Annotated in this window: 18 protein-coding genes and 1 pseudogene; 10 read left to right on the plus strand and 9 right to left on the minus strand. The window is 34.2% G+C overall.

The genetic code is table 11. From position 1 onward, the window contains the following. Positions 1 to 480: 480 nt before the first annotated feature. Both GX311_10260 and folP read right to left on the minus strand, forming a co-directional pair. Positions 481 to 1,290 (minus strand): TIGR00159 family protein, encoded by an 810-nt coding sequence (locus tag GX311_10260; protein NLK16768.1) that lies wholly within the window; start codon positions 1,288 to 1,290, stop codon positions 481 to 483. Positions 1,291 to 1,294: 4 nt separating this feature from the next. After that, entirely contained in the window at positions 1,295 to 2,134 is an 840-nt protein-coding gene (gene folP / locus GX311_10265) for a dihydropteroate synthase (GenBank protein ID NLK16769.1), read from the minus strand. A 221-nt stretch (positions 2,135 to 2,355) separates the two neighbouring features. Here folP and GX311_10270 point away from each other — a divergent pair, with 221 nt between their 5' ends. The 5 genes from GX311_10270 to GX311_10290 all read left to right on the plus strand — a co-directional run bounded on the left by GX311_10270 (position 2,356) and on the right by GX311_10290 (position 7,474). After that, the gene (locus GX311_10270) at positions 2,356 to 3,042 is read left to right on the plus strand and encodes a thymidylate kinase (protein ID NLK16770.1); all 687 of its coding nucleotides are present in this window, start codon (positions 2,356 to 2,358) and stop codon (positions 3,040 to 3,042) included. 24 nt (positions 3,043 to 3,066) lie between these two features. Further along, entirely contained in the window at positions 3,067 to 4,314 is a 1,248-nt protein-coding gene (locus GX311_10275) for a DoxX family protein (GenBank protein NLK16771.1), read from the plus strand. A gap of 2 nt (positions 4,315 to 4,316) precedes the next feature. Then, positions 4,317 to 5,369, plus strand: coding sequence for an ABC transporter permease (locus tag GX311_10280; GenBank protein NLK16772.1), 1,053 nt, complete (start codon positions 4,317 to 4,319; stop codon positions 5,367 to 5,369). Positions 5,370 to 5,382: 13 nt separating this feature from the next. Continuing rightward, entirely contained in the window at positions 5,383 to 6,141 is a 759-nt protein-coding gene (locus GX311_10285; GenBank protein ID NLK16773.1) for a triose-phosphate isomerase, read from the plus strand. 139 nt (positions 6,142 to 6,280) lie between these two features. Then, positions 6,281 to 7,474 carry a pyridoxal phosphate-dependent aminotransferase gene (locus GX311_10290; GenBank protein ID NLK16774.1) on the plus strand — a complete coding sequence of 398 codons (1,194 nt, stop codon included), beginning with the start codon at positions 6,281 to 6,283 and terminating at the stop codon, positions 7,472 to 7,474. Between the two features lie 84 nt (positions 7,475 to 7,558). Here the strand turns inward: GX311_10290 and megL are convergent, their stop codons facing one another. After that, positions 7,559 to 8,755 (minus strand): methionine gamma-lyase, encoded by a 1,197-nt coding sequence (gene megL, locus GX311_10295; GenBank protein ID NLK16775.1) that lies wholly within the window; start codon positions 8,753 to 8,755, stop codon positions 7,559 to 7,561. Positions 8,756 to 8,761: 6 nt separating this feature from the next. Continuing rightward, positions 8,762 to 9,403, minus strand: a pseudogene (plsY, locus tag GX311_10300) (glycerol-3-phosphate 1-O-acyltransferase PlsY). A 284-nt stretch (positions 9,404 to 9,687) separates the two neighbouring features. Between plsY and GX311_10305 the strand changes: the two are divergent. After that, a complete protein-coding gene (locus GX311_10305) occupies positions 9,688 to 10,560 on the plus strand; it encodes an ATP-binding protein (GenBank protein NLK16776.1) in 873 nt (290 codons plus the stop codon). Positions 10,561 to 10,638: 78 nt separating this feature from the next. Continuing rightward, a complete protein-coding gene (locus GX311_10310) occupies positions 10,639 to 11,733 on the plus strand; it encodes a universal stress protein (GenBank protein NLK16777.1) in 1,095 nt (364 codons plus the stop codon). 105 nt (positions 11,734 to 11,838) lie between these two features. On the opposite strand, the gene GX311_10315 is transcribed toward GX311_10310, so the two are convergent. Continuing rightward, positions 11,839 to 12,219, minus strand: a complete 381-nt coding sequence (locus GX311_10315) for a DUF1987 domain-containing protein (protein NLK16778.1) — start codon at positions 12,217 to 12,219, stop codon at positions 11,839 to 11,841. A gap of 58 nt (positions 12,220 to 12,277) precedes the next feature. Then, entirely contained in the window at positions 12,278 to 13,474 is a 1,197-nt protein-coding gene (locus tag GX311_10320; protein ID NLK16779.1) for an FprA family A-type flavoprotein, read from the minus strand. A 477-nt stretch (positions 13,475 to 13,951) separates the two neighbouring features. Between GX311_10320 and GX311_10325 the strand changes: the two genes are divergently transcribed. Then, on the plus strand, positions 13,952 to 15,598 hold the full coding sequence (locus tag GX311_10325) for a long-chain fatty acid--CoA ligase (protein ID NLK16780.1): 1,647 nt from the start codon (positions 13,952 to 13,954) through the stop codon (positions 15,596 to 15,598). Between the two features lie 87 nt (positions 15,599 to 15,685). Here the strand turns inward: GX311_10325 and GX311_10330 are convergent, their stop codons facing one another. From GX311_10330 to GX311_10340, 3 genes are read right to left on the minus strand one after another with little or no spacing between them, the layout of a single operon-like run. Beyond that, entirely contained in the window at positions 15,686 to 17,476 is a 1,791-nt protein-coding gene (locus GX311_10330) for a chloride channel protein (protein ID NLK16781.1), read from the minus strand. 10 nt (positions 17,477 to 17,486) lie between these two features. Further along, a complete protein-coding gene (locus tag GX311_10335; GenBank protein NLK16782.1) occupies positions 17,487 to 18,788 on the minus strand; it encodes a hypothetical protein in 1,302 nt (433 codons plus the stop codon). A 5-nt stretch (positions 18,789 to 18,793) separates the two neighbouring features. Next, the gene (locus tag GX311_10340) at positions 18,794 to 19,879 is read right to left on the minus strand and encodes a glycosyltransferase family 4 protein (protein NLK16783.1); all 1,086 of its coding nucleotides are present in this window, start codon (positions 19,877 to 19,879) and stop codon (positions 18,794 to 18,796) included. Positions 19,880 to 20,151: 272 nt separating this feature from the next. On the opposite strand from GX311_10340, the gene GX311_10345 reads away from it, so the two are divergent. Next, positions 20,152 to 20,526 (plus strand): DUF1987 domain-containing protein, encoded by a 375-nt coding sequence (locus GX311_10345; GenBank protein NLK16784.1) that lies wholly within the window; start codon positions 20,152 to 20,154, stop codon positions 20,524 to 20,526. 112 nt (positions 20,527 to 20,638) lie between these two features. Next, positions 20,639 to 21,760 (plus strand): alpha/beta hydrolase, encoded by a 1,122-nt coding sequence (locus tag GX311_10350; GenBank protein NLK16785.1) that lies wholly within the window; start codon positions 20,639 to 20,641, stop codon positions 21,758 to 21,760. Positions 21,761 to 22,067: the final 307 nt, after the last annotated feature.

Here is a 22,067-nt window from a genome sequence, read left to right on the forward strand (position 1 = left end):
GAAACGGGATGCCATGGCGAATGTTTAGGATTTTACGAACGGAATGTTCGAGGTTACCTCAGGTAGCTAAAGTTTAAGTTTTATAGGAAGAGCCTTTTCGTAACAACAAAGACAGTCGGTTGAGGCTAATACCCTCATTAAAGCGTGTAATAGCGCACCGGTCAAGTTGCATTGAGTTGAGACTTCTAGCGGACGGAAAGCAAGTACGGATGATGTGATCAAGGCAAGTTACTCTAAACGCATTGGTTAGTAGTGTTGATGCAGGATACGAGATTTTTTTGAACCATTCTACGTAGAAACAAGTAGGATGGTTCTTTTTGTTAAAAAAACACATAACATAATGAGATATACACTACCGTACTAAAATACATCAATAAAGCCAACTAAATCAAAATGATTTAGTTGGCTTTACTGTTCCACAGTCAATGAGTTTAGTTGAAACTACCAACAAGATATAATATCCAGTTTTGTCGAATAGTGCTAATCATTGTCGCCCTTGATATTCGGCTCAATTGACAGATATTCTGAAATTAAAAATTTTAGAGTATCCTTATCTATATCAACAAATTCTTGGTCCGATTTAAAAACACTTATATTGCCTGTTTCTTCAGATACCACAATTGCCATAACATTAGCAACTTCTGTAACACCAATTGCAGCACGGTGACGTAACCCCATACTTGCAGGCACTGTAGTTGATTTAGTAACAGGTAAAATACATCGTGCAGCTATTATTTTAGAATCGCGAATTATCATAGCTCCATCATGAAGTGGACTGTTTTTGAAGAAAATATTTTCAATTAAACGCGATGATATGTCCGCATTAATTAAATCGCCTGTTTGTACAATCGAATGGAGTTGACCGTGATTAGTAATAACAATAAGTGCACCTGTTTTTGCGGCTGACATATTTGAGCATGCATAAGTAATTGATTCAACCTGGTCGTATCTAAATTTTATGTTTGGCCTATTAAACAACGATTCGAACGAAAATTTTTTATTGAAGAATTCACGTGTACCTAGAACTAAAAGAAAGCGTCTTATCTCCTGCTGGAAAACCACAATCAAAGCAATCATACCAACACCCATAAATTGCCCAATTATGGTATTTAGTAAATCCATTTTAAATGCGCCCACAAGTTGCCAAAACAGATATATTACAAAAATTCCGGTGAAAATGTTTATTGCCACAGTTCCTCTTATCAGTAAGTAAGCCTGATAGAGTAGTATAGCAACCAAAAGAATGTCAACTATATCAAAAAATCCAATAGTAATGAATAGAGCCGGCATTTAATCAAGCATTTAGTGTTTTTTGTACCAACTTAACAGCTTCAACAGCCTCTTTAACATCATGTACTCGTATAATATTTACCCCTTTTAATAGTGAAATAGTGTTCATTACCGTTGTAGCATTAAGCATATTTTCAGGTTTATCTTCAAAAAATCTATACAAAAAAGATTTTCTCGACACACCAATAAGTATCGGATAACCAAGTGATTGCAATATTTCAAGATTATTAATAATATGATAATTTTGATCCAATGTTTTAGAAAATCCTATTCCCGGATCAATAATTATGTCTGCTATTCCAGCATCTTTACACTTTTTAATCAATTCTCCAAAATATCGGGATAAATCGAACATTAGATTGTCATATTGTGTTAATTGTTGCATAGTTGCGGGGGTTCCGCGCATATGCATTCCAAGATACACAATGTTTAACTTACCAACCGTTTCAATCATCTTATCGTCAAGACCTCCGCCAGATATATCATTAATAATATCTGCACTAAACTCTTCGTGAGCACGGCGAGCAATCTCTGCTCTGAAAGTGTCAACTGAAACAGCCATTTTGGGATAATTCTCTGAAATATATTTCAGTGCAGGAGCAACTCTTCTCCACTCCTCTTCTATATCAATAATATCGGCTCCCGGCCTTGTTGACATTCCTCCAATATCAATAATATCAGCTTTATCTTCAATAATTTTGTCTATGCTGCCGAACAACGTTTTTTCTGTAACAATTCTGCTTCCTGCAAAAAAAGAATCTGGAGTAACATCTAAAACACCCATTACCAAGGGTCTATCCCACTCTCTGATTTCGTTTTTTATTTTTAAACTTAGTGTCGGCATATCTTTTATAGTTAGTTTATAGATTGTTAAACAATATCAATAGTTTAATATCACTGCATGTCGATAGTTTTTAAACAAACACATTAATAATTTCTATATTTGTAACTGCAAAGGTAATAATTTAAGCTTTCTTAACCATTGCTTTAGTTAAAATTGAATTGAGGAATCTTTTTTTAATCTTTGCTAACAATAATTTTAACTAATATTTTGAATTTTAAACAATGAGTTTTATTGTAATTGAAGGATTAGATGGTTCTGGGAAATCGACTCAGGTAAAGCGTTTATGTTCATACCTTAAAGAGAAAAATGCGAACTTTGAGTATTTACATTTTCCTGTAACAGAAGAGCAAAATTTCGGGCTGCTTGTAAGCAGATTTTTGCGAGGAGAGCTGGGCGATATCGATTCCGTTAACCCATGGGTAGTTGCAATGCTTTTTGCCGGTAACAGATGGGCTTTGGCTGACAAAATTCGCAATTGGCTGGAAAACAAAACTCTGGTTATTGTCGATAGGTATGTTTACTCAAATATAGCGTATCAGGTTGCTAAAATAAAAGATAGTGATAGTAAACGCAAGTTGAGAAATTGGATATATTCACTTGAATATGAAACCTTTAAAATACCCAAACCCGATATTAATATTTGGTTAGATGCACCTATAACATTTGTCGAAACACAGTTAACTTCTAAGCGTTCGGGCGATGACAGAGGTTATTTGCAAGGTGTTGACGATATTCATGAAACCATACCATTCCAGAAACTTGTTTACAACGAATATGAAGCTTGTTGCACAAAGTATCCTGATTTAATACGTGTTAAGTGCCACGATACTTTCGGAAATATGGAAGATGAAAATACAATTTTTAAAAAGCTTTTAGATACTATTACAAACAAAATAGGAACAATATAATTTAACTATAAAACAACTAGATATATGAATATGAGAAAATTAATAAGAAATATTTCACGCCTTTTAATAGGTTTACTTTTTCTTTTTTCAGGATTTACAAAAGCAGTCGATCCCATGGGATCAAAATTCAAGTTTGATGATTATTTTGTAGCCTTTGGAATGGAGTGGCTTATACCATTCTCTCTAGTGTTGGGCATAATACTGTCAACAGTCGAGTTTTCGGTTGGATTTTGCTTAGTATCAAACCTTTACTCCAAAATATGCTCTATAATAGCGTTTATTTTTATGCTCTTTTTTACAGGATTAACATTTATTTTGGCTCTTACAAATCCTGTAACAGACTGCGGTTGTTTTGGCGATGCTGTTGTACTCACCAATTGGCAAACATTTTATAAGAACCTTATATTTTTAGTACCTACGATAATTATTTTTATTGAGCGAAAAAAATTCGTGAGTCGTTTCAATAATAAATGGCAAATAGCACTAGCCTCCTTTATTTTGGTTACAATAGTTTCAATATCAATCTACTCACTAAACAACTTGCCAATAGTTGATTATCGTCCTTACAGAGTTGGACAAAACCTTTTGTTAAACTCGAAAGAACATCCCAACGGAGCACCATCTGCGGAGTTTGAAACAACGTTGATTTATCGCAAAGATGGCGTCGAAAAAACATTTGATTTATACAACTTACCCGATTCCACATGGGAATGGGTCGATACAAACAACAAATTAGTCAAGGAGGGTTACGTTCCACCAGTAAACAATTTCTCTTTAACCGATGACTATGGCATGGATAACACCAACACACTGTTTAATCGAAACGAGATGGTTTTAATGGCAAACGTTCTGGACTTAAGTAAGCTTTCCCAAGAAGAAATTGAACGATACAATGAAATATCTGTTCAATGCCTGTCGAACGACATCTATTTTACCATGCTAACTTCAACAGATCAAGGTTTTATTGAGGATTATAAAAACCAACATCTACCCACTTATAAAATATTCACAATTGATCCTATAACTCTTAAAACTATAGTGCGCTCTGATGGTGGTTTTATGCTAACCTACAAAGGAACAGTGTTGAAAAAGTGGCACCGTGATAAATTTCCTGATGTTTTGTCGCTGAACGAATATTTAATGATAAAAGAAGCACAACATTCGGGCTCACCACGTCCAATGCAACTGACGGCTTTCTATCTGTTAATATTTTTGTCAATCGCTTTGCTTTTTGAATTGTTTGGCTTAAATTTGAAGAGTAGAGAAAAGTAGTAATGATAAACAAATTGACAAAGGACTTTTTGTATATACTACTCATTTTGTGGGGAGTAGCAACTCTTTTGTTCTTTTTGTTTAAGGTATTACCAGGCGATCCTGCTCATATGCTGGTTGGGCAAAGAACCGATAGTGCAACCGTTGAAAACATAAATCGTGATCTGGGTTTAGACTTACCACTTTGGCAACAATATTTCTTATACCTGAATGATTTATCGCCAATATCAATCGATAAGAACCATGAAGATAGTCGATATGGTGGGATTACACTTATCCCTATTTCTGAACATCGCGCTGTGCTTAAAGCGCCTTATTTACGCAAATCTTATCAAACAAAGCAACTAGTTTCCGATATGCTTCTAGAAGCTGCACCAGCTTCGTTGTTACTCGCATCAGCAGCAATTTTGCTTGCAATACTTATCGGTCTGCCGGCAGGAATAGTTGCGGCAATTAAAGAGGATAGTTGGATAGACAGACTACTGTTAAGTATATCATCAATAGGTATGTCGTTACCGTCATACTTTGCAGCAATATTAATAGGTTGGATTTTTGCTTTCCTTTTAGGTAAATATACAGGACTGAACCTCACAGGTAGCTTGTATGAGTACGATTTAGTTACAAAACGGCTAGCTCTGCAAAATATAATCCTGCCAGCTATAACACTGGGGATACGACCTTTAAGCGTTGTTATGCAATTAACACGCAATTCACTTTTAACTGAGATGAAAGGAGACTATTTCCGCACAGCACGTGCAAAAGGTTTAAGCATAAAAAAAGCTATTTGGAAGCATGCACTAAAAAACTCATTAAACCCAGTGGTAACTGCCCTTAGCGGTTGGTTTGCTTCAATGTTGGCAGGAATGGTTTTCGTGGAATATATTTTCGCATGGAAAGGATTGGGTTACATGCTTGTTGATGCTTTAAATCAATACGATTTTCCCGTTGTAATGGGTTGTGTGTTGTTTATATCTCTATTTTTTATTATTATTAACAAGTCAACTGATTGGGTATATAAAATACTCGATCCCCGAATAAGAATTAAAACAACTTAAAAATATAATTATTATGAGACGAAAAATTGTTGCCGGTAACTGGAAAATGAATAAGAATTTCCAAGAAGGAGTTGAGCTTGCCATGGCAGTACAAGAAAGCTTAAAAGATTATAAAGGTAACTGTAAGGTTATTTTAATTCCGCCCTTTGTTCACATTGCGAAGATAAGGGAATTGCTTGAAAACGATATTATTTCGCTTGGTGCACAAAATTGTAGTAATAAAGATAAAGGTGCTTATACAGGCGAAGTGTCTGCTGAAATGCTATGGTCTTCAGGGGCTGACTATGTTCTTGTTGGACACAGTGAGCGTCGTCAATACTACGGGGAAACAAATCAATCGTGTGCCGAAAAGATCAACATTGCTTTAGACAATCAATTAATGCCCATTTACTGTGTTGGAGAGACTAAGGAACAACGCGAGAAAAATGAAACCTTTAAGGTAATAGAAGAGCAGATGAAAGTAGGTGCATTTGCTTTAGACGCAGCTGATTTCGGTCACTTAGTAATTGCTTATGAACCTGTGTGGGCAATAGGAACGGGACTTACCGCCACAAAAGAGCAGGCACAAGAGGTTCACGCATTTATCAGAAAGCTTATTGAAAAAAAATATAACAAAGAGATTGCAAATAATACAACCATTCTTTACGGCGGTAGTTGCAACCCATCGAATGCCGATGAACTATTTGCACAGCCAGACGTTGACGGAGGTCTGATTGGTGGAGCCTCTCTTAAAGCTGAAGATTTTGTGAAAATTATTCAGGCTAACAAGTAAAATCAATTAGCAATTAACAATTAAATGTCAAGGTGTTGTGGAGACGTCATACTATGGCGTCTCTTTTTTGTGCATATTATTCAATTATGTAATGTTTTGCTTATCTTTGTTAGCTCAAAATCAACTAAAATATTTTACTATGGATATACTATCGTCACGACTGAAAGCACTGTCGCCATCACAAACCTTTGCGATGGTACAAAAAACTAGCGAATTAAAAGCGCAAGGAATTGATATTATTAGTATGAGTGTGGGCGAACCAGATTTTGCAACTCCCGCACACATAAAACAAGCCGCAAAAAAGGCAATTGATGATAATTTCTCGTATTATTCGCCTGTGGCTGGTTTTGCCGATTTAAAACAAGCAATTTCAGACAAATTGAAAAAAGAAAACTATTTAGAATATGCCCCTTCTCAAATAGTTGTTTCCAACGGTGCAAAACAATCTCTCTGTAACGCAATTCTTAGTATCGTAGATAAAGGTGAAGAGGTAATTATTCCTGCCCCTTATTGGGTTAGTTATCCAGAAATGGTAAAACTTGCTGAAGGTAAACCTGTTTTTGTGTATGCCGACATAAATCAGGATTTTAAAATAACTCCACAACAGCTGGAATCAGCAATAACCCCAAAAACTAAAGCTCTGATTTTATGCTCGCCATCAAATCCTACCGGAAGTGTTTATACTAAAAGCGAATTAAAAGCATTAGTCGATGTATTAGTAAAGCATCCGAATGTTTTTGTAATTGCAGATGAGATATATGAGCTTATCAACTACGTAGGTAAACACGAAAGCATAGCTCAGTTTGAAGAGATAAGAGAGCGAGTAATAATCGTAAACGGAGTTTCCAAAGGCTACGCAATGACTGGATGGCGAATTGGCTGGATGGCTGCTCCACAATGGATTTCATCAGCTTGTAATATGTTGCAAGGACAATATACATCAGGTCCCTGTTCTATTTCACAAAAAGCTGCTTTGGCAGCATATACAGGAGACCAAACATGTGTTTCTAAAATGAAAACTGCATTTGAGCGCAGACGAAATCTTACAGTTAAGCTATTGAGCGAAATTCCTGGTTTTAAAGTAAATAACCCTATGGGAGCATTCTATGTTTTACCCGAAGTTAAGTTTTATATTGGAAAATCGTACAATGGTAAAAAAATTGAAACAGCCAGTGATTTATCCATGTACCTGTTGGAAAAAGGACACGTAGCTTGTATTGGAGGTGATGCATTTGGTGCACCAGATTGCATTCGTTTTTCTTATGCTACATCTGATGAAAACATTACCAAAGCTATTACACGCGTGAAAGAAGCATTATCGAAATTAGTATAGGTTAAAAAAATCCAAATAAAAAGCACCCTTAACTCGGGTGCTTTTTTGTTTTTCTGATTTGCAACTTGTGCAAAACTATTTCGATTACAATTTATCTAATGACTGTTTCAAGTCACTGATAATATCTTCAACGTTTTCAAGTCCAACAGATATTCTAATCAATCCATCACTAATGTCACCAGCAGCACGTTCTTCAGCAGTGTATGTTGAGTGTGTCATACTTGCAGGGTGCTGTATAAGTGTATCTGCATCGCCCAAACTAACCGATATAGCAATCATTGAGAGATTGTTTAATAGCTTCTTACCTGCTTCAATTCCTCCTTTTACTTCAAAACTGATAATACCACCGGGCAAACTCATCTGTTTTTTGGCAATTTCATATTGTGGAAATGATTTAAGTCCAGGATAAACAACCGTTTTAACAGCTTTGTGACTTTCTAAAAACTCTGCAACTTTCATTGCGTTTTCAGAGTGTCGTTGCACTCTTAATTCTAATGTTTTAAGACCTCTGTTTATAAGGTATGCATCGAATGGGCTAAGTGTAGCTCCTGTTAAGTCTTTAATACCGAAAAGTTTAACATTATCAATGTACTCTTTTTTTCCAACAACAAATCCTGCGATGACGTCTCCGTGTCCGTTAAGATATTTTGTTGCTGAATGCACAACCACATCAGCACCCAATTCTATTGGTCTAGTAATGAAAGGAGTTGCAAAAGTATTGTCAACCATAAGTTTACAATCTTTTTGTTTGTGTACAATTTCCGCCAACGCCTTAATATCGGTAATATACATATTGGGATTTGCGGGAGTTTCTGTGTAAACAAGCTTTGTATTGGGTTTCATAGCTTTTTTTACATTTTCTACGTCTCTCGTATCAACAAAAGTTACCTCAATTCCGTATCGTGTAATTCCATGGCTTAAGAATGCAAATGTGCATCCGTAAAGTGTTTTGGAAGCTACTATATGGTCGCCTGCTTGCACGCAAACCCAAATTGCTGATGTTATTGCTCCTATTCCCGATGCGGCCGATACGCATGCTTCAGCTCCTTCGAGTAGCGCAATTTTCTCTTCGACTGTTGTACACGATGGATTTCCAAGACGTGTGTAGATATAACCATCTTCTTCGAGTGCAAAACGGCGTCCACCTTGTTCTACATTGTCGAAAACGAATGTTGATGTTTGATAGATTGGATCGGCAAGTGCGCCGAATTGATTAGGTTTTTTGCCTCCATGTATTGCTTTTGTGGCAAATCCGCTTTTTTTTAAATTTTTGTTATCCATATTTATTTTATTAGTTGATTTAGTGATATATGTTTTATTCTCTTTGCCTGATAAAAGTCTTCTGATATTCGTCCTATGCGTGTAAAAAAGCATAACAACTACGGCTATGGAAAATATCTGCATAGAAAGTGTAAATATTTCCTCATTATTGTGCTGTATTAAAAACACAGTTAGTGGAAATGATATACCTCCAATTAAAGAACCTAAGCTAACGTATTTTGTTATTAATAAAACTAAAACAAAAATTAAAACAGCTATAAACGAAGCTAAAGGATTAATTCCTATTACTGCACCAAAAACTGTTGCAACACCTTTACCTCCTCTAAATTCAGCAAACAGAGGAAAAACGTGTCCTAAAACAGCAGAAGCACCTGCAACTATTTTAACTATGTTAATTCTTTCACTGCCTAAACTCTGAGCAACTAACTGAGTTATATATACTGCTAAAAATCCTTTAAGAATATCAATTATTAGTACAATAATACCTGCTTTCTTTCCTAATACCCTAAATGTATTTGTGGCACCTGCATTTCCACTTTCATAATCACGTACATCAACACCGTAATATCTTTTTCCAATCCAAACTGCAGTAGGAATACTTCCAAGAAGATAAGCCAATATTGTTGCTACAATAAATGAAAAATCCATGCTGATATCTATTTATCCTCCTCTACCCTATAAATTTAACAATCTAAACGAAAAATAACAAATTTAAATTGAACTAAAATTTTTAAGTTTGCAAGATACGAAATTTAATGATTGCCTCTATCAAGGAATGGTGCATAAAATTAATTAAAGTTTCTTGTGTAAATTAAAGGTATCAAAGTCAGAATGTTAATTAACAATTGCTTTCAACTTTACAAACTTTAAGCTTTTAACTTTTAAATTAATTATAATTGCTTTTGTACATTTGTGATAGAAAATAAAAAGATATGTTATCAAAAAAGCACTCTACAAAAAAAGTTATTATTAAAAAGGCTAGTGGAGAAACTGAGCTGTTTAATGTAAATAAACTTATTAATTCTTTACGAAGAGCTGGTGCCAACGATGAAATCATAAAAACAGTTATTAATGACATTACAGAATGGATTTACAGCGGTGTGACAACAAAAATGATTTATAACCGTGCTTTCAGAAACATGCGCCGTTTAGAAGCTGTATCTGCTGCACGATATAAATTAAAGCATGCAATGTTTGAACTTGGTCCCACTGGATATCCATTTGAACAGTTAATGGGAATGGTGTTTCAGGGTTTAGGATTCTCATGTGAAGTAGGTGTTATTGTCGAAGGGTGTTGTTTAAATCACGAAATGGATGTAATCGCAACAAAACAAAATGAACAACATTTTTGCGAATGTAAATACTCAGTCGATCAAGGTAGAAAAATTGGCGCACAGGTTTCGCTATACGTAAAATCGAGGGTTGAAGATATTGTCAATAAACGAAAATCTTTACGTAAATACCAAAACACCATTTTTAAAACCTGGATTATAACAAACACCCGTTTTTCTGAAGATTCAATTGAGTATGCCAAATGTATTGGAATAAATCTACTATCATGGGATTATCCATCTGGAGAAGGACTAAAAGAGTTAATTGAAAGACAGGGTCTATATCCTATTACAGTTTTAGATAGTTTAAATAAAAAAGAGAAGGGTTTATTGCTTTCAAAAGAGGTAGTCACGTGTAAACAAATAATTGAAAATCCTAAAATACTAACTGAAATAGATTTAGCACAAAGCAAAATAAATAAAACGAAAAAGGAGATTAATAATTTACTTAGGTTAAAACAAGGTAACAAATAGCCATATTACACAATTTTTTCAAAAAACAGTAAACAATAAAAACTAAACTATGTTATATAAATAAGGAGGGGTACAATTATGGAACATAGATTAATTACAATTGCAACTGAAAAATATTCCCGAGCCATTGTTTTAAAGAGTTTTTTGGAGTCAAATGGTATCGAGTGTTCAATAAGGAATGTTAACCTTATTCAACCAAGTATTGCTGACGGAGTAAAATTGATAATAAAGGAGTCAGATGTAGAAAAAGCCATTAAACTTCTTGCCAACCAAGCTCCTGCTCAAAGTAGCGAGCCTATTCCTGGCAAAATACTTGTTCCTATTGACTTCTCAGCTATTTCAGCCAATGCTGCGAAATTTGCAGTCAAGCTTGCCGATATATTCCAAGCCGAAGTAAAGCTATTACACGTATACCACTCTCCCACTATTGATATGATTCCATTTAGAGATGTTGGCAGTATTCAAATTGATTTCGAATATAATACGCAAATAATACAGAATGAAGCGAAGTCGAGATTAATAGATTTTTATAAGGAAATTAAAAATTTTATAAATGAACAAAATCTCAATAATGTCCGCTTAGGATATTCACTTCGCGAAGGATACATCAACTCTGGAATAGTTGAAACAGCTATACAGGACAAACCTTCATTAATTGTTATGGGCACACGTAGTAAAGGATTTGAGAGTATTGAGTTGGTGGGCGATATTGCTGCAAAAGTTGCTGGAGACACTAATATCCCTATTCTTGTTTTACCAGAAAAGGCATATTTAAGCGAGCCAACAAATGTAAACAAGATTGTATATGCCGCTCATTTAGACGGGAAAGACGCAACCTCAATACGTAAATTACTTGCACTTGTGAGCAGCTTTAATGTTTCAGTAAAATGCATATACGCTTGTGATGAACCTGATAGTCCAATAGTAAAAGCTCTGTTTAATCAACTTAAAGAGTATCTATCAAAAGTTGTTAAAAACGCTCCTATAGAATACGAATTATTGCATTCTAAAGATATTAGCAAGACGTTCAAAAAATATATCATGGATAATGATATCGATCTTTTTGCTTTAACTATGAGAAAAAGAAGCGCATGGGCTAGAATATTCAACCCATCACTAACTCGCGAAATGCTTGCACAGGCGGATATTCCAATGTTGATTTTCCCTGACTAGCCAAATAAGTTAAAAGTTAAAGATATGAAGTAATACGCGTCCTGTAACTTGTATCCATACTACTTACTAAACAACTTATATTGCTTAATTTTTCTAAGTTTTGAACTATTCTTTAGGTATGTTGGCAATTATATTCACCGGAACTTTAACTAAAGCCTTATAATCTTGAACGATATCAAGAATATCTTCGTCATCACAGTGCCAATTAACTATTACATCAAAACCTTGTTTATAAATATCTTCAAAACTTTTCAAAAGCTCCATTAGATATTTTGAAGTACTTGTATTAAAAAAACTAAGCTGGATAGTTATAGTAGTCCGTTTTTTGGGCTTAACTAAATACTGCTCAACCCACTCCATCACAGGCTTATAAATTCTCATAGCATTTTCCGGAATTGATCTTCCAACTATAAGCAAGGTGCCTTGTTGTGCATCAAGATATATTTTTGGCGAAGAGTGTGTGCTCTCTGCTAAATAGTTGTTCATTTTACTATCATTTAAGAAATTAACCTATCAAGATGAATAATTACTTATTGTAGAAGAACTACTGTTCAAGAATAATTTTTGCCATTTCTCTACCGATTTGGTTGCACAATTCGATGTCGTTCTGTTTTGGAGAGCAACGTACTTCGGGTTTTGGTCCAATGGTATCAAACTTCATATTTTCTGCCCATTTTTCTAATACGCGCAATCCTCCACCACCCCAGCTTGAAGAACCAAAAAGAGCTACGTGTCTGTTGTTAATTCCTATTGCTTCCAAGCTATTTATTAAATCTCCCATGGGAGTAAAAATTCCTCCGTTATAAGCACAACTACCTAAAATTAAACCATTGTATTTCCAAATATCGCTAATTATATATGATTTATGCGTCTTACTTGAATCATATACTCTTATGTTTTTAACTCCATTAACCGAAAGTTCACGGGCTATTGTATCTGCCATCATTTCAGTATTTCCATACATTGAGCCAAATACAATAACTGCCCCCTTCTCCTCTGGCTGATATGTTGACCACAATTCGTATTTATTTAAAATATAGTTGAGGTTTTTACGCCATATAGGACCGTGCGTAGCTGCAAGCATATCTATTTTCAATCCACTTAATTTTGATAATGCTTTTTGAACTTGTTGTCCGTACTTGCCAACAATATTGCTATAATATCTGCGTAGTTCATCTTCAAAAAATGCAATATTGATCTCATCATCAAATACACCACCGTCGTGTGTCCCGAAGCTTCCAAATGCATCGGCAGAAAAAAGAACACTATTGGTTGATTCATATGTAACCATTGTTTCAGGCCAATGTACCATTGGAATCATATAAAAGCTTAATTTATGTTTACCTAACTCAATAGTTTCTCCCTCTTCAACAAGTTGCTTATTTTTAATTTCAATATTGAAAAAACCATCTATTAAAGGAAATGTCCTTTTGTTACCAACCAAAGTACAGTTTGGATAAAGGTCCATTATCATTTTTATCGAACCACTGTGATCTGGCTCCATATGATTAACTATCAAATAATCGAGGGGTTTTCCGTTTAACAATGAAGTAATGTTATCGATATATTGTTCAGAATGACCGTATTCAACTGTATCAATCAAAGCGGTTTTATTATCTAAAATCAGATATGAATTATATGCAACTCCATTTGGTATGGGCCAATAGTTTTCGAAAAGGTGCGTCCTGCGATCATTTACCGCAAGCAAAAATGTGTTGTCATGTAATTTAATTGGTTTCATATGTCTTTAATTTTTCATCTAAAATACTAAATATAAACGTTTTAACAAGTAAATTAATACTACTTTTAAGTGGTGCAAATATCGCTGAAAATATTTAAATAAACAAAGATTTTTAGTACCTATACCATTGTTAACTTTTTAAGTTATTTCACCAAATTTTAATCAATTTAACAGACACATTTACATGCTATAAAACTTAAATCTTAAAAGAGTAAGTTTAGCTTTTAAGTATATATGAAGGTATGATTTTCTACGTAAACCGTTATAAAACAATGTGTACTAAATAAAAGTATTCAAAACCACTCATTAACTTACGAACAACATTAATGACTAATACTCAAAACTATACGTAAAGATATCAACAAATTTAGCAACTAATACGATATCATATTTTTGAATTGTTAACAATATGTTATATTTTTGTAGCATCCAAAATTTTGTGTTAAATCATAATAGCATTAACCTAAGCATAGGCATATGAAGATTGGAAACTTTACTGAAATGATTGAAAGTTCAATCAGAAATCACTGGGAACTAAAATCAATGTCTTTATTCCAAGGTGATGGTTATACGTACGAAGAGGTTGGAAAAAAAATACTACAATTACATAAATTATTTGAACTATCAGGAATAAAATCAGGTGATAAAATTTCACTTATTGGTACAAATGACTACAATTGGTGCTCGGTTTATTTGGCAACTGTCACTTACGGAGCAGTCATAGTACCAATTTTACAAGATTTCCACCCCAATGATATTGTTAATGTGATTGAACAATCTGACTCAAGAATGTTGTTTGTTTCAGATCATATTTACAAAAAAATTAACACAAAAAGTTTTAGTCATATTGAAGGAGTAATATCGCTAGATACTCTTTGTGTTGTAGATGCTGTAGACAAAACCTTAAATGACATTGTAAAAGAAAGTCTGCACACTGATATTGAGGTTAATAAAGAGACTTTCAGACTGCCAAAAAACAGCAACGATCAGATAGCTGTTATAAGCTATACATCAGGGACATCAGGCTTTAGCAGAGGAGTAATGTTGCCACACATGAGTTTGGCTGCAAATGTTCAGTTCGCTCTGGATTTTATAGATTTGAAACCGAAAGATACAATAGTCTCTTTTTTACCATTAGCACATGCTTATGCCTGTGCGTTTGAGTTTCTATCAACGTTTACCATGGGTTGCGATATAACATTCCTTGGTAAGGTGCCATCTCCTACGATTATACTTCAAGCATTTAAAGAGGTAAAACCACGTTTGATATTTGTGGTTCCGCTAATAATTGAAAAGATTTACAGATCAAAAATTCAACCAAAAATTAGCAAGGGTATAATAAAGCACTTAATTAAGATACCGTTAATTAATATATTAGTATATAGCAAAATAAACAAAGAGCTAACTACCGCTTTTGGTAATAACTTTATGGAAGTTATTATTGGCGGTGCAGCATTAAACTCTGAAGTAGAAAAGTTTTTGAAAAAAATTAAATTCCGCTATACAGTTGGTTACGGCATGACTGAGTGCGGACCTCTAATCAGCTACGCACCTTGGCGAAAAGTAAGAACATATAGTTGTGGGAAAGCTATCCCTTGCGTAACCATAAAAATTGATTCACCCGATCCTGAAAACATTGTTGGAGAAATTCTTGTGAAAGGTGATAATGTTATGAAAGGATACTATAAAAATGAAGAGATTACAGAAGCAACTATCTCTCCCGATGGTTGGTTGTATACCGGAGATTTGGGTATTGTAGATAAAGATGGCTACCTATTTATAAAAGGACGTAGTAAAAATATGATTCTCAGTAGTTCAGGGCAGAATGTTTATCCTGAAGAGATTGAGGCAAAAAGCAACAACTTGCCCTATGTTCTTGAATCTTTGGTAGTCGAAAAAGATGGAAAATTGGTTGCCTTAATAGTAGTTGACAGAGATGCGGTAAAGGCCGCGGGCATTACAGAGGATAAGCTTAAAGCTATTATGGAGCAAAATCATAAACACCTGAACTCTCATTTACCTAACTATATGAACGTTAGCAAGTTTATTATACACGACGGCGAGTTTGAAAAAACTGCCAAAAGAAGTATAAAACGATTTATGTATGATGCAACAAACGCATAATTAAGAATATCCCAAAATAACAAAATAAAGCCAACTATCTCAAATGATTTAGTTGGCTTTTATATTTTTAGATTATATAGGCTAAGCTTAATCTTCAGAAAACTCGCTAATAACTTTTTGATATGCACTAAATGTATTTGCTCTCGAAACAAATCCTATATACCGGTCATTATCAATTACCGGCAAATTGTAATGTTGAGTATTACGGAATTTTCTCACAACATCGTCCATTGTCTCTGAAGGTTTAACAATAGGCGTAGGCGTGTACATTAAATCCTTTACACGAACAATATCATACAGTTCGGTTTTTAAGATTAAGTGCCTAATGTCGTTTATAAAAACTATACCTTTAAAGATATCATTATCTATAACGGGGAAAATATTGCGTTTACTATGTGTAATTACTTTTAAAAAATCACCTAAAGATAAATCTGATCTAACTTCCAAAAAGTCAGTTTCAATTAATGAATCAATATTCATCATTGTTAGTGCAGCTTTATCTTTGTCGTGTGTAATAAGCATTCGCTGCTCAGCCAATTGTTGTGTGTAAACAGAGTTGGATGCAAAGTAACGCACTAAAAGATATGAGAATACGCTTGTTATCATTAATGGTAATAGAAGTGAGTATCCGCCTGATATTTCAGCTATTAAGAAAATAGCAAACAGGGGGGCATGCATTATTCCGCTCATTGCACCAGCCATACCAATAAGAGCAAAATTTGTTATTGACAACTCGGCAATTCCACTAAAGTTTACTAAGATAGCAAATAGAAGTCCGATATGCGCCCCAATAAAAAGACTTGGCGCAAATATACCTCCAACCCCACCCGCTCCAAATGTAGCCGATGTGGCAAATGCTTTTAATGCAGAAACTAAAGCTAATACAGCTATCACAGCAATAATGTTATCAACATATGGTTCAAATATACTTCTACTGAAAAGATACTCGTAGTTGCCTGCCAAAATATAGTTTACCTCCTTATATCCTTCTCCATAAAGCGCGGGAAAAAGGAAAACGAGAGCTCCGAGAACTGTACCTCCGATGATAAGCCTTTTTTTCCGACCCCATTTGCCAAAAAGCTTACTCATTTTCATATATACATTTGAAAAATAGACGGAAACTAATCCACAAAACAAGCCAAGTAAGACATAATAGAGCAAATCAATAAATGCATATGTCGTTTGTACCTTAAAAGGATAAAGTATTTCACTTCCAATCATAAGATATGAAGTGATTATTGCTGAAACAGACGACAATATCAATGGAATAATCGATGACATTGTCAAGTCTAACATTAATATCTCTAAACTAAAAATTAAACCTGCTAATGGTGCGTTAAATATCGATGCCACTGCGCCCGATGATGCACACCCAATCATTAAGGTTATTTGTCTATGATTTAACTTAAAGGCTCTGGCGATATTTGATCCAAGTGCAGCTCCTGTACCTACAATAGGTCCCTCCAGCCCAACACTACCTCCAAAACCAACGGTTAAAGAGCTTGTTACCAACGAGCTAAACATTTTATGCTTCTCTAAATAACCTCGTTTTTGTGAAATAGAGTGCAAAACTCCCGGGACTCCATGCCCTGCTGGTTTTTTGATAACGTACTTCATAAAAAGCAAAGCAAGAAAAATTCCGACCGTTGGATAGAAAAAGTAGAAATAGTTGAGGTCTAACAGATTACTTGCACTTTGCAACACATAAGCAACTAAGTGAACCATGTTTTTTAAAACAACTGCTGCAGTACCCGCAGCCAACCCCACAAACACAGCCAAAACTCTAACTTTTTGTTGTTGAGACAATTTAGTGTCTAACCACAAAACAAACCTAAACCATAGGTTAATTATTCTTTGTTTAATAGAAAATTTAACCATACAATTGCTGCTATTCAATAGCGTGACGAACTATTTGCTCATAAACACTCTCCCAGCCTTGCCATTGACCACAACCACTTAAAGACTCGTTATGCCACAATAGTGTAAATGTGCCATTTACATCTTTTACTCTGTTTATCAAATTTCTGGCTTGTGTAACTGCTTCATCTGGAGATAATTTCATATATAAATTTAATGCAGCATCCATTACATGGAACGGATGGACAACTAGTGGTGTAACTTTGTTTGTTTTTAAATTAAAGAAGTTAACATCTCCTGCATATCCAGTCCTAAATCCAATACGCGATGGATATCCCATACTGAAATCGTTTTGAATGCCCAAATTAAGCAGATTATCATAACTGCCTGGTAGTGAAAATTTAACAAAATGGAATCTACTGTTTTCAATGTCTTTACCAATAATCTCTGATAGTACAGATACTTCATGCTGCAATACACTAAAATCGACGAAAGATGAAAAAGAGGGATGTGCTCCGACGATATGATTTTGTGCTCTATTTTGAATTAATTCCTGGAACTCCTTATTGTTGTATGGAACTGATTTATCGTGTCCTCCGTAATTTGCCAACAAAAAGAAATAATAGGGTGACAATTCATATTTCTCGTGAATCTGGTCTAAAATATCATATGTGTCATACGGATCTTTCTGTGAGCCAAGATATACTTTTAATCTGTTTGAAAAATCTTTAAAATCAGCTTTTAAAAACGATCTGACTAAACCTCCCGTTTGTCTAAAAAATCCTTTATTGATATATGCGTAAGCATTATCAATGTCGATTGTTGGGACAAACTTATATTTTGGTTCAGCTAACGTCAATTCCGGATAGGTTTTAAAAATAATATCTTTTAGCCATGATATCCATATATTAACGACTGGCTCTGTTAAGAAGCCCTTTTGCCAGGCAATACTACTTCTCGGATCAAATCGTCCAAATCTGTCTACCTTACTGCTTATATACTCCTCATAGCGAGTTATTAAGTAAAATGAGGCTGAAAAAATATCAAAAGGGAGTACTCCTCTTTCTACAGGGAACAATATTGCAGTACCATTAAATTCTTCTACATCAATATGTTGTGGGGTAATATCTTCTTGTGATAAAAGTAGTTTAGGCTGGATATTTATTATATCATCAAATGTTTCGAACGAATAGTTGAGTTTTGGTCCGTTATAGTTACAGAACTCCTCACGTAAAGTAGTTATCCGGTAATCCAAGCCGAAGTTTTTCGCAAACACGAAGTCTAGAATAAAATCGAGCCTATTGGTTATTTTATGTGTATATATCAGAAACATACTCTCTATTTTATTAAAGTGGCAAATATACTTAAGAATTTCTTCTTTTCTACGTTCCAATTTAACAATTTGGCTGCATTACTAATTTTCTCTGAATAGTAGCCACTTCCATTTTTTTCAACTGTATTTTTCAAAGTTTGTGCCAATGCTTTCGGATTACGTTCGTATAATATTTCTCCTATATCGTATGTTTTTACCAGTTCAGCCATAACCGGCAGGTTGCTTACTACAACAGGAATTCCTGTCTGAATATAGTCAAATATCTTGTTGGGAAGTGCAAAACGATAGTTCAGTCCCGAATCTTCTTCCAAAGAGACTCCCACATGAGCTTTACTAGTTATTTCATGTAAATTGTCGTATGGAATGTGTCCTGTAAGAATAACATTTTTTACATTTTCGTCTTCAACTTTTTGTTTGATACTTTCGAACAGATCTCCATATCCAACAATGTAAAGTATGTATTCTTGCAAATATTGCATTGCTTCTATTAAGAGTTCAATACCTCGGTCTTTGTTAATTGCACCCTGATAAATAATTATTTGTTCTGTTTTATTAGTGATTAACTTACCCTCTTTTGGTATTGGGACATTTCTTATCACTTCAAACTGTTTTCCATATTTTTTTTTGTAAATTTCTGCAATAGGTTGACATACAGTAACTCCAACATCAACTTTAGGCACTAAAAATCTCTCTAATGCTAACCATACTTTTTTAACTCGTGTTCTATTAACCAACTCAGGGACTTCAGTAAATAACTCATGACTATCATAAATCAAAAAACATCCTTTAATTTTAGAAGCAGCCCAACAGGCAGGTAGTGTATCCAAATCATTGGCTAACAAGATATCAGCTTTTCTAAAGCACAGATAAAAAAAGAGTCGGATATTATATTCTGCATAAAACCACATTTTTTTTGAAAACAATAATCTAAACCTGTGGGTTGTATATTGCCTTGTAAATTTAGAGCTTCTTTTTAATTTTCGACCAACAACAGTAACGTTATAACCATTTTCATATAAGGTTAATGCCGACCTATTTACACGCTGATCGTTCTCTAAATCGTTTGTAACGCAAACAATTACTCTTTTCATACATTCATAATTTTCATTTTAAGGTCGTGCAGAACCTTTGATAATGTAAACAATTTTTCCCTTCGGTTGTTAAACGATTATCTTAATCACGTCGGTTTCGCAGTTCTGGAATTAAAGAAACAAATGTAAACAAATAATTAGTATATTGATAAATTAGTTTTTTTATTGTAACGATCAAAAAAAAACACTATTTTAGCGTATCTAAATAATATTACGTATTTTTGTTTTTTATAAAAATTAGAGATAACTGTAATTAATATAAAAACTCATTTATGGAACCACTTTATATTGAAGGAACTGATGAGTCTCCAGAGATAATTCTTGATAAATCGGCTGGTAATTTTGAGTTTAAAGGGAAGTCGTTACCAGAAGATGTTAAGGCTTTTTATAACCCGGTTTTAGAATGGCTAGATGGATATATTGCAAATCCAAACCCTGATACTGTTGTAAATTTCAGAATGGATTATTTTAATTCAGCCTCAGCAAAGCAAATTATGGATATTTTAACTTGCTTTGAAAAGGTCTATCAAAAAGGTAATGACGTGCTGATACGTTGGCATTTTGCTAGTGATGATGAAGATATGGAAGATGCCGGAGCTTCCTACGAAGGAATAGTCGACCTCCCTATTGAACTTATTGCATACTAAATTTATAACATTACTGTTTTTGGTTACTCAACTAACTAAAAACAAACTCAACAGACAAATTCTCACGTTCTGTATAAATCTTTAAAGCAATATTGTAATAAAAACTACAGCTTTGAAAGAGAAAGTGATACTTGCCTTATTTTTAATGTTTTTCAGTACTTGCATCTTTGGGCAAATAATAAATCCCTGGACAAGTACTCAAGTTAAAATATCTGATGACAACTATAAAATTGTTGATAACGGTATTTTTCAGGGTTTAAACGCTAAGTATGGTGTATATGCTCACAAAGGACATGGTCACAGATACAAAGCATTGCCATTTCTGTTTTTACTTTCCGAAAAGAAAGATGCTCCGAATTTAATAATTTTAAACGGAGGTCCCGGTGTTTCAAATCTTAAAGCTCCAGAGGGTGTCGATTCCCTGCTAAATTATTTTAACATACTTATTCCCGGTTATCGTGGCGTTGACGACTGCTTAGAAGATAATTATGATAAATTAGACAAACAACAAAATTCTTATAATATAAGTCTGATTTCTAAAGACATATCAAATATTGTTGCTGCTTTAAAATTTGACTCAGTTTATGTTGCTGCCCACAGCTTTGGTTCAATATATGCCTGCAACTATTTGTTAATAGAAGACGGCGTTAGCAAAAAGAGCATTTTTGTTAGTCCGATTATGACACAAAACATTGCAACTGTTCTCAGCAAAATGGAGCATATGGCAGAAAAATATTTTTCAAATTATTGTAATGGCTTAGAAAAATATGACAACGTTTTAACCGAAATTGAAAACTCATCAGAACCTGAGCAGTTGAGCATGGCTCTGGTTATTTTTTTATCTGAATTTCAGAATTGCTACAAAATAGATTCTATTTTAGAATCAAAGGGGTCGATTATTGAATTGCTACAAAATACATATATTTCATATAAACACGCCATCAACTCAACAGATAAACAATACAAATTAAGTGGTTATTTCAATTTCAATGACACTACTGGTTTTAATGATCTAGGCAGATTAGGAAAGCTATTGCTAAACTACTTTGTAAACGAAGCTAAACCCAACACTTCACCTTTCAGCCCGTTCAAATACTGCACTCCTGACACTATTATCAGTGCCTTTTATGACTATTCTGTTTGTATTAACGACCAAATAGTAAAAAACAGCGGCCACTCTGATATTTGGTCAAAAGCTTGGAGATATATTATTGATTTTTACAACAATCAATGAATAATTGGAACACGGAGTACACTGTCATGTCCTGAAATCGGGTTGCCTGTTACTAAGTATAGCGGAAGTCAACTTAACATTGCTCTAATTCTTAAAAGAGTAATTGTAGATTTGGGCTAAAGCCCATAAACTATTATTATAAACTCGACCCACTACTTAAAAACAGTGGCAATTGATTGTCAATTAATTGCTTAATTGTTCATTGCACATTGCTAATTGCACATTGCTAATTGCACATTGCTAATTGCACATTGCTAATTGCACATTGCTAATTGCACATTGCTAATTGCACATTGCTAATTGCACA

Source organism: Bacteroidales bacterium, assembly GCA_012519055.1.
Classification (GTDB): Bacteria; Bacteroidota; Bacteroidia; order Bacteroidales; family Salinivirgaceae; genus JAAYQU01.